At 62.1% G+C, this 12,998-nt stretch carries 10 protein-coding genes; 5 read left to right on the forward strand and 5 right to left on the reverse strand.

Features of this window, described 5'->3' with window-relative positions; all coding sequences use genetic code 11:
• The first annotated feature begins 11 nt into the window (after nt 1-11).
• A complete protein-coding gene (dapB, locus tag H8S57_RS02565) occupies nt 12-776 on the forward strand; it encodes a 4-hydroxy-tetrahydrodipicolinate reductase (protein WP_186906501.1) in 765 nt (254 codons plus the stop codon).
• A gap of 217 nt (nt 777-993) precedes the next feature.
• Here dapB and H8S57_RS02570 read toward each other — a convergent pair whose 3' ends face one another.
• Nucleotides 994-1,425, reverse strand: coding sequence for an RrF2 family transcriptional regulator (locus tag H8S57_RS02570; RefSeq protein WP_186906502.1), 432 nt, complete (start codon nt 1,423-1,425; stop codon nt 994-996).
• 154 nt (nt 1,426-1,579) lie between these two features.
• Between H8S57_RS02570 and cysK the strand changes: the two genes are divergently transcribed.
• Together cysK and H8S57_RS02580 are read left to right on the forward strand one after the other, a co-directional pair.
• Nucleotides 1,580-2,512 (forward strand): cysteine synthase A, encoded by a 933-nt coding sequence (gene cysK / locus H8S57_RS02575; RefSeq protein ID WP_186906503.1) that lies wholly within the window; start codon nt 1,580-1,582, stop codon nt 2,510-2,512.
• 44 nt (nt 2,513-2,556) lie between these two features.
• Nucleotides 2,557-3,846 (forward strand): O-acetylhomoserine aminocarboxypropyltransferase/cysteine synthase family protein, encoded by a 1,290-nt coding sequence (locus H8S57_RS02580; RefSeq protein WP_186906504.1) that lies wholly within the window; start codon nt 2,557-2,559, stop codon nt 3,844-3,846.
• Between the two features lie 307 nt (nt 3,847-4,153).
• Here the strand turns inward: H8S57_RS02580 and H8S57_RS02585 are convergent, their stop codons facing one another.
• The 3 genes from H8S57_RS02585 to H8S57_RS02595 are packed head-to-tail and all read right to left on the reverse strand — an operon-like array spanning nt 4,154 to nt 8,931.
• Complete coding sequence (locus H8S57_RS02585) at nt 4,154-5,917, reverse strand: bifunctional homocysteine S-methyltransferase/methylenetetrahydrofolate reductase (RefSeq protein WP_186906505.1); 1,764 nt, start codon at nt 5,915-5,917, stop codon at nt 4,154-4,156.
• Between the two features lies 1 nt (nt 5,918).
• A complete protein-coding gene (locus H8S57_RS02590) occupies nt 5,919-8,285 on the reverse strand; it encodes a homocysteine S-methyltransferase family protein (RefSeq protein ID WP_186906506.1) in 2,367 nt (788 codons plus the stop codon).
• Nucleotides 8,275-8,931, reverse strand: coding sequence for a vitamin B12 dependent-methionine synthase activation domain-containing protein (locus tag H8S57_RS02595; protein ID WP_186906507.1), 657 nt, complete (start codon nt 8,929-8,931; stop codon nt 8,275-8,277). The genes H8S57_RS02590 and H8S57_RS02595 overlap by 11 nt, the downstream gene beginning before the upstream one ends.
• 266 nt (nt 8,932-9,197) lie before the next feature.
• Between H8S57_RS02595 and mnmA the strand changes: the two genes are divergently transcribed.
• Both mnmA and H8S57_RS02605 read left to right on the forward strand, forming a co-directional pair.
• A complete protein-coding gene (gene mnmA, locus H8S57_RS02600) occupies nt 9,198-10,289 on the forward strand; it encodes a tRNA 2-thiouridine(34) synthase MnmA (RefSeq protein ID WP_243204652.1) in 1,092 nt (363 codons plus the stop codon).
• On the forward strand, nt 10,286-11,407 hold the full coding sequence (locus H8S57_RS02605; protein ID WP_186906508.1) for a cysteine desulfurase family protein: 1,122 nt from the start codon (nt 10,286-10,288) through the stop codon (nt 11,405-11,407). The genes mnmA and H8S57_RS02605 overlap by 4 nt, the downstream gene beginning before the upstream one ends.
• A gap of 52 nt (nt 11,408-11,459) precedes the next feature.
• Here the strand turns inward: H8S57_RS02605 and H8S57_RS02610 are convergent, their stop codons facing one another.
• Nucleotides 11,460-12,986, reverse strand: coding sequence for a DUF3794 and LysM peptidoglycan-binding domain-containing protein (locus H8S57_RS02610; protein ID WP_186906509.1), 1,527 nt, complete (start codon nt 12,984-12,986; stop codon nt 11,460-11,462).
• Between the last annotated feature and the right edge of the window lie 12 nt (nt 12,987-12,998).

Genomic DNA, 12,998 nt, shown 5'->3' on the forward strand with positions numbered 1-12,998 from the left:
GGATGTGGAACATGGTAAGGCTGATCATTTCCGGCTGTAACGGCCGGATGGGCCGGGCGGTGGAGGCGATCTGCACCGCCGAACCGGATGTTGAGATCGTCGCAGGCTTTGACCTTCTTGGGGCGGGGGAGCGGGAGTTTCCGGTCTTCGCCTCCCCGGCCGACTTCCGGGGCGAGGCCGATGTGGTCGTGGATTTTTCCTCACCGGCGGCGCTGAACGCGCTGCTGCACTTTGCAAGGAGCCGCCGGATACCTCTGGTACTGTGCACCACCGGATATCTTCCGGAGCAGCTGTCCGCGATTGACGCGGCCGCACGGCAGATCCCCATTTTCCGTTCCGCCAACATGTCGTTTGGGGTAAACGTGCTTTTGGACCTGGTGCGCAGGGCGGCGGCGGTGTTGGGCGAGCGCTATGACGTGGAGATCGTGGAGCGCCATCACAACAAAAAATTGGATGCGCCCAGCGGTACGGCTCTGATGCTGGCGGAAGCGGCGGCGGATGGGCTTTCCGATACGCCGGAGTACGTCTATGAGCGCCAGAGCATCCGCAGGGCCCGTCAGGCCCACGAGATCGGGATCTCCTCCGTACGGGGCGGCGGTATTGTGGGGGATCACGAGGTCCTTTTTGCCGGGCGGGACGAGGTCATCGAATTGCGTCACTCCGCGCTGAGCCGCGAGGTCTTTGCCTCCGGCGCGGTGAAGGCGGCGCGTTTCCTGGCCGGCATTGACGCCCCCGGTCTCTATTCCATGGCAGACCTGGTCGGACAATTCAAGTGACCTGAAGCGGGGCCCGGGATTCTCCGGGTCCCGCTTTTTCAGGGCGCAAAAACGACCGCTTAGCCGCTTGAAAACGCCGTTTGGGCAAAAGCACTGCAGGCTGAAAAAAGATAACGGCAGCACCCGCTCCATTTTTCAAAAAAGCCCCTCAGAGTACGCGCCCGAAGGCGCGTACTCTGAGGGGCTTTTTTGTGTCGGTTCCGTCCAGGCTGTCCCATCATATAATATATTCGTTGCCCGGTCGGCCTGATACCATGAGGTCCGCAATGGTGATGCCGTCGAAAAACGTACGGATCATGGCATCCAGCTTTCGCCACATGGGCAGCGTGCGGCAGTCCGCCATGCGGGGGCACTGGTATGCGTCATCCTCCAGGCAGGCAACCGGAGCGAGACTTCCCTCGGTCAGGCGCAGGATGCTGCCAACGGTACAGCGCTCCGGCGGCTTGGCCAGACGGTAGCCTCCCCCCTTCCCACGCAGACCGGTCAGTATCTTTTCCCGTACCAGCGCTTTCAAAATGCTCTCCAGATACTTTTCAGAGATATCCTGCCGCTCCGCGATCACCTTTAAAGGAATATAGCCGTCCGCTTGATGTTCTGCCAGGTCGATCATGACCCGCAGCGCATAACGGCCTTTGGTCGAGATCATCATTGAGGACATCCTCACTTTCGTTGGTTTAACCAATTATACAATAGGTTTAATAGGTTTTCAATGGGCGGATAGAGAAAATGTGGCAGAAGGATTGACAAGGTCGATGACAAGGTATATTATTCATATAAACCTAGTATGAAAGTAGGTATTAAATATGAGCAAAATCTATTCCCGTGCAGACCAACTGATTGGCAAGACCCCCCTGCTGGAGCTGACTCACATCGAACGGGACCTTGGCCTGGAGGCCCGTATCCTGGCCAAGCTGGAGTATTTTAACCCCGCAGGTTCCGTCAAGGACCGCATTGCCAAAGCCATGATCGACGATGCGGAGCAAAAGGGGCTTTTGAAGCCCGGTTCCGTCATCATCGAACCCACATCGGGCAATACCGGGATCGGCCTTGCCTCCGTAGCGGCGGCCCGGGGCTACCGCATCCTCATCGTCATGCCGGAGACCATGAGCATAGAGCGCCGCCAGCTGATGCGCGCCTATGGCGCCGAGCTGGTGTTGACCGAGGGCGCTCTGGGGATGAAGGGGGCGATCGCCAAGGCCGACGAACTGGCGCGGGAGATTCCAGACAGCTTTATTCCCGGTCAGTTTGTCAACCCGGCCAATCCCGCTGTGCATAAGGCTACCACCGGCCCGGAGCTCTGGGCGGATACGGATGGGACGATAGACCTCTTTGTATCCGGCGTCGGCACCGGCGGCACCATCACCGGCGTGGGCGAATACCTGAAAAGCCAGAACCCGGCGGTTCGGATCGTAGCGGTGGAGCCGGCGGCCTCCCCGGTGCTGAGTAAGGGTACCGCCGGAAGCCATAAGATCCAAGGAATTGGCGCCGGATTTGTCCCTGCGGTGCTGGATACCAACGTCTATGACGAGATCATCGCCGTGGAGAACGACGACGCCTTTTCCACCGGCCGTCAGATCGGCCGCGCGGAGGGGATTTTGGTGGGTATCTCCTCCGGCGCAGCCGTATGGGCGGCGATCCAGCTGGCCCGCCGTCCGGAGAACAAGGGTAAGACCATCGTCGCCCTATTGCCCGATACCGGCGACCGCTACCTTTCCACCCCCCTGTTTGCAGACTGACCCTGCCATAAAAATGAGAAACAGAAAGAGAGAGAGGCCGCTTTATGCGTAAGCAACCTTATCATTTTGAGACGCTCCAGCTTCACGTGGGCCAGGAGCAGCCCGATCCTGCCACTGATGCCCGGGCGGTGCCCATTTATCAGACCACCTCTTACGTGTTCAAAAACTCGGCTCACGCGGCAGCCCGTTTCGGGCTGGCGGACCCCGGCAACATCTACGGCCGGCTGACCAACTCGACGCAGGATGTACTGGAGAAGCGTCTGGCGGCGCTGGAAGGCGGCGTGGCCGCCCTGGCGCTGGCTTCCGGTGCGGCGGCCATCGCCTATACCATTCAGGCGCTTGCGCAGGCGGGAGAGCATATCGTGGCGCAGAAGACCATTTATGGCGGCAGCTACAACCTGCTGGCGCATACCCTGCCCCAGTACGGCATCTCCGCTACGTTCGTAGACGTCCACGACCTGGCGCAGGTGGAGCGCGCCATTCAGGCGAATACCAAAGCCATTTATCTGGAGACCCTCGGGAACCCCAACAGCGATATTCCGGATATCGACGCCCTTGCAGCCCTTGCCCACAAGCACGGCCTGCCCCTGGTCATCGACAATACCTTCGGCACGCCTTATCTGATCCGCCCCATTGAGCATGGCGCAGACCTGGTGGTCCACTCCGCCACCAAATTCATCGGCGGTCATGGCACTACGTTAGGCGGTATCATCGTGGATTCCGGAACGTTTGACTGGGCCGCCAACGGAAAATATGCCCCTATCGCCGCTCCCAATCCCAGCTACCATGGCGTTTCCTTCACGGATGCCGCAGGTCCCGCCGCCTTTGTCACCTACATCCGCGCCATCCTGCTGCGCGACACCGGGGCCACCCTCTCCCCCTTCAACGCTTTCCTGCTGCTCCAGGGCGTGGAGACCCTCTCGCTGCGCTTGGACCGGCACGCAGAGAATACCAGGGCAGTGGTGGGCTATCTGTCCAAGCACCCCCTGGTGGAGCATGTCAACCACCCCTCGCTGCCCGACCATCCCGACCACGCGCTTTATGAGAAGTATTTCCCCCACGGCGGCGCTTCCATCTTTACGTTTGAGATCAAGGGCGGTCAGGCGGAAGCCCACAAATGGATCGACCATCTTGAGCTCTTTTCTCTGCTGGCCAATGTGGCGGATGTAAAGAGCCTGGTCATCCACCCGGCCACCACCACCCATTCCCAGCTCTCTCCTGCGGAGCTGCTGGATCAGGGCATCAAGCCCAATACCATCCGCCTGTCCGTCGGTACAGAGCACAAAGACGATATCATTGCTGACCTGGAGCAGGCCTTTGCGGCCCTTTCGTAATCAGTGATCTCCCCGAAAGATACCTGTATTTTTCAAGAAGCGTACCGAGCGGTTTCGGCACACCGGGCGGCAGCCCCTCCTACGCGGGAGGGGCTGCCGTTTTTGTACAAAGAACCCCCTCGGCTGTGCCGAGGGTAAGAGCTTATAGCAGAATAAAGACAAAAACTCCTTTTGATTTAAAATAGGTTTGCGGTCTGGCAACTGCAAACGAAAAATCAAAAGAGCGTATGCAACAGGGATAGGCGCTGCTAGTATTTCAGAACTTTGCCCGCATAATCATAACCACCGGCCGTGCCGGTGGTTATGATTACCCAATCGCTTTCAGAATCTTCGTGATCAGCTCGACCCGGCGGAATGGCGTCATCAGGTAGATGCCGTCGGTATAGGGCTGGATTTCCCGGGCAATCCGGGTGGAGATGCGCAGCGCCAGCTCCTCGGCCTCAGCCCGGTCCTTGCCCACGTATTGCGAGACGATCTCATCGCAAACATACATGCCTGAGATCTCATTGTTCAGAAAGCAGGCGTTGCGGTGGCTGACCACCGGGAAGATACCGCCCAGCAGCTTTCCTTTCAGCACGGCCCGGGCCTGTATAAGATGTTCCAGCGCCTCCCGCGACAGTACCGGCTGGGTCAGAAAACCGGCTACGCCGCATTCCTCCTTCTCTTGCGCCAGCCGAAGCTGCACCGAAAAATTCCGGGCGTTCAGATTCAGCGCGGCAAAGATCTGGAAGGGGGTGGAAAGGCTCTCTCCATTCAGGCCGCTGACATACCGGGCCAGCTTACGGGAGTTGAAGTTGAATACGCTTTTGACCTCATCCCGGTCGGTGGATGGGATCGGGTCTCCGGTAATCAGCAGAACGTTGTGGACCCCCTCCATGGACAGGCCCAGCAGCAGGGCCTTGGTGGCGTTCAGGTTCCGGTCCCGGCACGTCATGTGGGGAAGCGGCTCCACGCCCAGCTCCCGTTTCAGCTTACAGGCCAGAAGGCTGCTGTCTGCCCGGGGACGCCCCACGGGGCAATCGGCGATGGTCACCGCGTCCACTCCGGCCTCCCGCAGTGTGCGTACCCCCTCCAAAAACGGCGCGAGGTCATCGTCTGCCGGTGGATCCAGCTCCACGGCGACCACCCGTTTACCGGAGCGCAGCTTTTCCCAAAGAGGATTGACATCGCCCGCCTCCACCCGGAGGCGGGCCTTTTCGGCCGGGGCGGCGGGACAGCGTATGCTGGTCCCTTCCAGCGCCCGGGCGGCGCAGGCAATGTGTTCCGGCGTAGTGCCGCAGCAGCCGCCCACAATGGACGCCCCCGCGCCCACGATCTGGACCATCCGCCGGGAAAAGTAATCCGGCGTGCCCTTGTAAAGCGTCCGGCGGCCCACCACGGTGGGATATCCGGCGTTGGGCATCACGGAGAGAAGCGTATCCCCGCGCTCCAGCCCCTCGATGTACCGCAGCAAATGGAGCGGGCCGGAGATGCAGTTGAAGCCTGCCGCATCCACCTCCGTAAGGGCGGCCGTACGGCGGAACAGCTCCCGGCCCAGCGCGCCCTCCCGGGTGACTCCGTCGGCCCCAACGGCAAAGGATACCAGGAGAAACGCGTCCGGGCAGCGGCGTTTCAGATACCGGGCCAGTTCCGGTATTCCGTCGTCTGTCGGCAGCGTCTCTGCCAGAAAACAGGTCAGTCCCTGTTCCAGAAAGAGATCAAGTTGAAGGCAGTAGAGCTCCGCCGGGCTGTGTTCCTTGTCCTGGGGCGCCGGGCCCAGGTCGGCAAAAACGAAGGCGCCGAAGGGCTCTGCCGCCTCCCGGGCCAGCCGGGCTCCCTCCGCGATGATCTGACGGGCCAAAGCGTGCTTCCCCTGCGCCAGGTCCACGCCTACGGAAAACGTATTGGTCTTGATCGCCCGGCACCCAGCCTCCAGATACGCACGGTGGATGGCGGATACCTCCTCCGGGTGCTCCAGATTGGCCAGCTCGCACCGCTCCGCCGCCCGGCCGGGCCGGGCGGCAAAATAGGTGCCCATTGCTCCGTCGAACAGCAGGGGCTTACCCTGCTTCAAATACGCTTTGACTCCCATGTCATCCCAACACCTTCCTCGCGATCTCCACCGACGCCCGGGCGTCTCCCGCGTAGTAGTCCGCCCCCATCCGCCGGGCATGCTCCGGCGTAACAACCGCGCCGCCTACCCAGATGACCGGCGGCTCCGGCAGGCTGTGGAGCAGCCGGATGGTCTCCTCCATGGCGGGCAGCGTGGTGGTCATCAGCGCCGACAGTCCCACCAGACGGACCGCCCGGGCCTGTACCGTCTCCAGAATTGCTTCCGGCGGCACGTCTCTGCCCTGGTCAATGACTTCGTATCCATAGTTTTCTAACATCGTTTTCACGATGTTCTTGCCGATGTCATGGATATCCCCCTTGACCGTGGCCACCACCAGCCGGCCCTTTCGCACCGGCTCGCCGCCCCTGGCGGCAAGGGAGGCGCGCACGGCCTCAAAGACGGCCTGCGCCGCCTGGGCCGCGCTCAGCAGCTGAGGCAGAAACACCCTGCCCCGCTCATACCCCTCCCCCACCTTGTCCAGGGCCGGGATCAGCTGGCGCTCCACCAGGGACAGCTCGCTCTCCCTTCCCTGCTGCAGGGCCTGCCGGGCCAGCTGACCCGCCTCGGTGCGCAGCCCCCGCATCACGGCCTCCTCCAACTCCAGCCCGGCGCCCGGCGCGGCAGCCGGGGCTGCTGAGACCGTACCGGCAAAGCGCTCCACATAGTCCCGGCACGCCCTGTCCTCGCCGGAGAGGACCCGAAAAGCCGCTACCGCATCCATCATTTCCCGTTGATTGGGGTTGAGGATGGGCAGCGTCAGGCCCATATTCAGCGCCTGGATCAGAAAGCTTTGGGTGATCAACGCACGGTTCGGCAGGCCAAAGGAGATATTGGACACGCCCAGAACGGTCGCAAGCCCCAGCTCCTCCCGTACCGCGCGCACCGCGCGCAGGGTCTCCGTCGCCTGGGATTGCTGGGCGGAGACCGTGAGGGTCAGGCAGTCGATCCAAAGATCTTCTCTCGGGATATCGTACGACAGCACCGCGTCCAGAATACGCCGGGCGATGTCCAGGCGCGCCCGGGCCGTCTGGGGAAGCCCGTGCTCATCCAGCGTGAGCCCCACCACGCTGGCGCCGTATTTTTTCACAATGGGCAGGATTCTGGCGAGCACCTCGGGGTCGCCGTTCACCGAGTTGACCGCCGCCTTGCCGTTGTAGACCCGAAGGCCGGCCTCCAGCGCGTCCGGATTGGAAGAATCCAGCTGAAGCGGCAGGGCCACGGCGCTCTGCAATTTTCGGACGACCCGGGGCAGCATATCGACTTCGTCCACGCCGGGGTAGCCGACATTCACGTCCAGGATATCGGCTCCGGCGTCCTCCTGCTGCACCGCCACATCCAGGATATAGTCCAGGTCCTCCTCCAGCAGGGCCTGCTGAAAGCGCTTTTTTCCGGTGGGATTGATGCGCTCTCCGATGACGCGTACTCCGTCCAGCCGGAGGGGCCGGGTGGGGGTGCAGACGAACGCCTTTCCCGCATAGCGCCGGGGAACGGGGTGCTTGTCCGCCAAGGCGGCGCGCAGCCGGCGGATATACTCCGGCGACGTGCCGCAGCAGCCTCCAAAAATGGTCACGCCGGCCTCCAGGCCGCGCAGCAGCGCCGCCGCAAACGCCTCGGGGGCCATGTGGTAATGTCCGTCCACCGGGTCGGGAAGCCCCGCATTGGGCTTTGCGATGACGGGCAGGCGGGTGTGCCGGCACAGCTGACGCAGCAGCGGCAGCAGCTGGTCCGGTCCCAGCGAGCAGTTCAGGCCGATGGCGTCGGCTCCGAGGCCCTCCAGCGTACGCGCCATCGAGGGGATGGTGCAGCCGGTGAAGGTCCGCCCTCCCTCGTCAAAGGACATCGTGACAAAGACCGGCAGATCGGTCTGCTCCTTCACGGCCAGCAGGGCGGCCTTGGCCTCATAGAGGTCGGTCATCGTCTCGATCGCGACCAGATCGGCCCCCGCCGCCGCGCCGCAGCGCGCCATTTCCCCAAACAGCGCATAGGCCTCCTCAAAACGGAGGCTTCCCATGGGTTCCAGCAGCTCTCCCAGCGGCCCCATGTCCAGGGCGACCCGGGCCGGCGTTCCAGCAACGGCCTGCTTGGCCAGGGTCACCCCCGCCGTGACGATCTCCTGTACGCTGTGACCGGTGTGAGCCAGCTTCCGGCGGTTTGCCCCGAAGGTATTGGCGTAGACCACCTGGCTGCCCGCCAGGGCGTATTCCCGGCTGACCGAAGCGATCCATTCCGGCGCGCTCCGGTTGAGCAGCTCCGGCTGGCCGCCGGGGGGCAGCCCCTTCTGCTGGAGCACGGTGCCCATAGCGCCGTCCAGCAGAAGGATCCCGTTTTTCCAAAATTCAGCTTCCACAGTGGTTTCCTCCCTTGCGCAGCGTACAGCTCTCCCGCATGGAACAATAGGCGCACCCCCGGATGCGGGCGCGCTGGGGCGTGTCGGACAGGCCGATCACCGCCGTCACCGATTTGGCCGGGTTGAGCAGCAGGCTCTCCGTGACCGACAGTCCCAGCCGGCGCCCGGCGTCCAGCGCGGCGCAGACCTGCGGCTGCACCTGCAGCGGCAGGTCCCCATAGCCGGGGCTGAAGCGGTCCGTCCGATAGCGGCCGGGCAGACGCCGCTGCAGCTGCGCTTCCGCCGCGTCGCATCCGGACTCGACCCAGGCGCTGCCGCAGGCGTCCAGAAGGACCGCCCGCGCCATATCTCTGGCCTGCTCGGCGCGCAGCATGGCGTCAAATCCGCTGCCCAGGGTACAGGCCAGCAAAACGGCCTGGTCGCATTGCGCCAGAAGCGTCCCGGCCGTCCGCCCCGGCAAGACGATCCCCGTCCCGGACAGGGAAAGCCTTTCTCCTTCCCGCAGCAGCGGAAACACCCGGTAGACAAACCTGGGCGTGATCCGGGCCGTCAGCTGCGCCGCCACGTCCTCCGCCTGACCGCGCAGCCCGTCCGGTACAGGGCCCCGCACGCCCAAATAGCGCAGGGCTTCCTCCACGTTCAGCACTGCCGCGCGCCTCCCTTCCGTACGCTTTCGGTTGCAAAAAAGCCCGCCTTCGTTCGACGGAAGACGGGCCGATCTTCTGCTTTGCTGTTATTATAACCTGCGCAGCTGCGGTGTGTCAACCAAACCCATCGGCTCAATATGAAATAAAAATAGAAAAAATGGTTGCCCTGCGTTGGTACATTCGATCATTGACTGCGGTGTATACCTGTGCTATCATAAAACCCACAAAATCAATTGGTTTATTTTTGGAAGGAGTGACGACGCCAATGGAACCGGGTGCAGGCGTCCTCATCGCCATGAGCGGCGGGGTGGACAGCTCGGTTGCGGCTTACCTTCTGTTGGAGCAGGGCCGCCATTGCGCAGGGGCAACCATGCGTCTGTATCGCAATGAGGATATCGGCCTTCCGCGCTTCCATTCCTGCTGTGCCCAGCAGGATATAGAAGACGCAGCGGAAGTGGCGTTTCAATTGGATATCCCCCATAGGGTGCTGGATCTTACTGCAGAATTCCGGGAGCAGGTCATCCAGCGGTTTGTCCAAGGTTATGAGCGTGGCGACACCCCGAATCCCTGCATTGACTGCAACCGCTATCTGAAATTTGACCGGCTCCTGCATATCGCACGGCAGGAAGGTCTGGTCTATCTGGCGACCGGCCATTATGCCCGTATCGTTTATGACCGGTCGACCGGCCGGTATCTGCTCAAAAAAGCCGCGGATACGCATAAAGATCAAAGCTACGTGCTCTACAGAATGACGCAGGAACAGCTGGCCCATACACAGTTCCCCCTGGGCGAGCTGCAAAAGGAGCAGGTCCGGGCCCTTGCGGAGCGGCTTGGCTTCGTCAACGCCCGAAAGCATGACAGCCAGGATATCTGCTTTGTGCCGGACGGCGATTATGCGCATTTTTTGGAACAGTACACTGGAATACGGTATCCGGACGGCGACCTTTTGGATCAGGCTGGTCGTACAGTAGGCCGCCATCATGGCGCGGTACGGTATACGCTGGGGCAGCGCCGGGGACTTGGGCTGGCCATGGGCGCGCCGGTCTATGTCTGCGGCAAATGCATGCGGTGCAATACCGTTACCGTCGGGCCCGAATCAGCCCTCTACGCGCGCGGACTCTTGGCGGAAGATATGAACTGGATTATCGACCCGCCGTCCGTGCCGTTCCGGGTCCAGGCAAAGATCCGATACCGTCAGGCGGAGCAATGGGCAACCGTTACCGCGGCATCTGAAACCTGGGCACGGCTGGAGTTTGATACGCCCCAGCGGGCCGTCACTCCGGGGCAGTCGGCGGTTCTGTACCGTGGCGACCTAGTACTGGGCGGCGGGACCATCCGGGAGGCGATTTCCCTGTGATCTACTTGGACTATGCGGCAAATACCCCGGTGGACCCGGCGGTGCTGGAGCGTTTCTGCCAGCTGGAGCATGAATGGGTCGGAAATCCCAACGCCTCTCACCGTGCGGGCCGGGCCGCACGGGCAGAGCTGGCCCGCATTACCGATTCCATTGCCAGCCTGCTGGGGGTACATCCGTCTGAGATCCTGTATACCTCTGGCGCCAGCGAAGCCAACAATACGGCGGTCAAGGGACTTGTACAGGCCGCTGGAACGGCTGGCAGGCATGTGATTTCTACGCCGTTGGAGCACGCATCGATCAACGGTTGCCTGGAATTTCTCCGCACACAAGGCTACACGGTCGATTTGCTGAACCTTCGCAGCGACGGCACCGTTGATCTGGCTCATCTGGACGCCCTGCTCCGGGTCGACACCGTTTTAGTCAGCGTCTGCGCCGTGGACAGCGAGCTTGGTATTCAGCAGCCCATAGAAGCGATCGCGGCGCATCTTCAGAACTATCCGAACTGCCGTTTCCACGTGGATGCCACCCAAGCGGTGGGCCGGACGGACCTGTCCTTTTCCTGTGCGGACACAATGAGTTTTGCCCCCCACAAGTTTTATGGTCTGAATGGAAGCGGTATTCTCCTCAAACGCAGGCGGATACCACTGATGCCGCTGATCCACGGCGGTGGCAGCATGACGGCTTACCGCAGCGGCACGCCGGCTTTGGCACTGGCCGGTGCAGCGGAGGCCGCGCTGCGCCTCGCCCTGGCCGGTCTGCAAGAACGTACCGGTCTCGTCCGCCGCTGGAATACGATCCTACGAAGCGCCCTTTCCGCTTATCCCAACGTACAGATTAACAGTCCGGAAACGGCGGTTCCTCACATTCTGAATCTCAGCATAGCGGGAGTCAAGGGCACGGCGTTTCAGCGCGCTCTGGATGAACGCGGCTTCTGCGTATCCGTCCAATCGGCGTGCTCGGAAGACGGCGCTCCCTCCCGAGCGGTCTTTGCCCTCAGCGGCGACCGCAAACGTGCGCTCAGCGCTTGGCGGATCAGCCTGAGTCATTTGACCACCGCCCAGGAAATTCAGAGCTTTTTATCCGCCTTTCACGATTGTTATGAGAACCTAGCCGGTTGAGTTCCGCGGGACAGCCTCAGGGGACGGCGCAATACGCCGTCCCCTGAGGCTGTTACCGCTTTCGTGGAATGAGCAGCAATTGACCGTTCGGTGCGTTTTCCTCTGCAAGGGCATTGGCCTGCATGATATCCTGCTGTGTAGTACCGTAAGCCTTGGCCAGATCCCAGAGCCGCTCTCCCGGGCCGACCATGCGCAGTACGATAGAGGGCTGGCCCGAGGTATCCCGGCGGGCGGTCTCGTCCATGCGGATGGCCGCGACCCCTGCCGTGCGGCGAATCTCCAGGGCCACATATTGGAAGTCCACCGGAAAACGGACCTCGATCCCGCCGGTGGTGGGCGTGGCAAACACGGGGGACGGGCAGGAACACCGCGCCGAGCATACTGCTCCCTCAGGCAGGTCCAACGTGCAGGAAGCCTGGATCGGTCTTGTGACCGAGACCCGGCTTCCCTCCTCCGTCAGGTAGAGCACCGTTACATTGATCTGGCTGCTGAGCGTCAGACGCGCTCCCTCACGGTTTTGAGATACGGCCCCAACACAGACGTAAGCGTCAAAGACTTCCTTGGCCAGCATTCCCGTCTCCAGGATCTCCCGGACGGTCTGCTCCTTTACGCCGCAATCCAACAGGCGCGGCATACTGTAAACCCGTACCTCCGGATGAAGATCGTAGGCAGTGGAGTACACGTCGGTAAGCACTTCCAGAGACCGTTCCTCCCGCACGACTGCCTGCGCCAACAGGCCAAGGGCCACACAGATGGAGCGGCGGTCGCCCGACTCCAGGCTGCATTCAGCGCCGGTCAGCAGCACCTGTACCTGGCAGGTGGACTCCTCTCCTGCGCCGCTGACCTCCATGATCTGAGAGAACGGCAGTTCGTATTCCACGGAGCAGAGCGCGCCCTCCACAGTACGGTAGAGCACCTGAAGCTGGGCCTCGCCCTTGAAAATGAGCTTGCTGCCGATGACCTTGGCCTCGCTGCACCGCAGGGCAACGCGGTGCTTGAGCAGCTCTTCCGCCTCCGGTTTGCTTCCGGGAATCGCCACGTCGTCCGCAAATGTAAAGGGCTTTTCCTGTACGCATGCCACCACGCAGGTATCACAGCGTTCCGCCAGCTGTTCCACCCCGGTCTCCTCCGGGGCCAGCACGCCTGCGCAGATGTTTTCCGTCATGGCGGCATAGGCCTGAACGTGCACTGCGAGATTGACCCGCACCAACACCTTGCGCGGATTGAGACTTCGGGTCTCGGCCATCTCCACCCAGGGGACGGCCACCACGCTGCACTGAGGGCCGACGGCCGCACTGTCCGCCGTACTGGTAAAGGAGAGGGTCGCTTCCACCCGGCGCATCCCCTCCTCCCCGTCCGGCAGATAGAGAATGGCGGCGCGCACTGTGCCGGAGACCTCCACCCTGCCCTCCTGGGCCTCCTTGCTCTTCAGGAAGACTTTCCCCTCGGTATCGCAGATCCGAAGGATATCCGGACAGGCGTCCGGTACGATCATCTCCAGGGTCTCTTCGTGGAAAACGGTGGTATCCAGTACGGCTTCATAGCCGCTCAGTTGGGTCCGGTCAAGTTCCAGCTCCATAGCGTTCCACTC

The sequence above is a fragment of the Lawsonibacter hominis genome (genome assembly GCF_014287895.1).
GTDB lineage: Bacteria > Bacillota > Clostridia > Oscillospirales > Oscillospiraceae > Lawsonibacter_A > Lawsonibacter_A hominis.

Coding starts and splice junctions, on each gene's coding strand:
- dapB (WP_186906501.1), top strand. CDS start 12: ATGGTAAGGCTGATCATTTCCGGCTGTAACGGCCGGATGGGCCGGGCG.
- H8S57_RS02570 (WP_186906502.1), bottom strand. CDS start 1,425: ATGATGATCTCGACCAAAGGCCGTTATGCGCTGCGGGTCATGATCGAC.
- cysK (WP_186906503.1), top strand. CDS start 1,580: ATGAGCAAAATCTATTCCCGTGCAGACCAACTGATTGGCAAGACCCCC.
- H8S57_RS02580 (WP_186906504.1), top strand. CDS start 2,557: ATGCGTAAGCAACCTTATCATTTTGAGACGCTCCAGCTTCACGTGGGC.
- H8S57_RS02585 (WP_186906505.1), bottom strand. CDS start 5,917: ATGGGAGTCAAAGCGTATTTGAAGCAGGGTAAGCCCCTGCTGTTCGAC.
- mnmA (WP_243204652.1), top strand. CDS start 9,198: ATGGAACCGGGTGCAGGCGTCCTCATCGCCATGAGCGGCGGGGTGGAC.
- H8S57_RS02610 (WP_186906509.1), bottom strand. CDS start 12,986: ATGGAGCTGGAACTTGACCGGACCCAACTGAGCGGCTATGAAGCCGTA.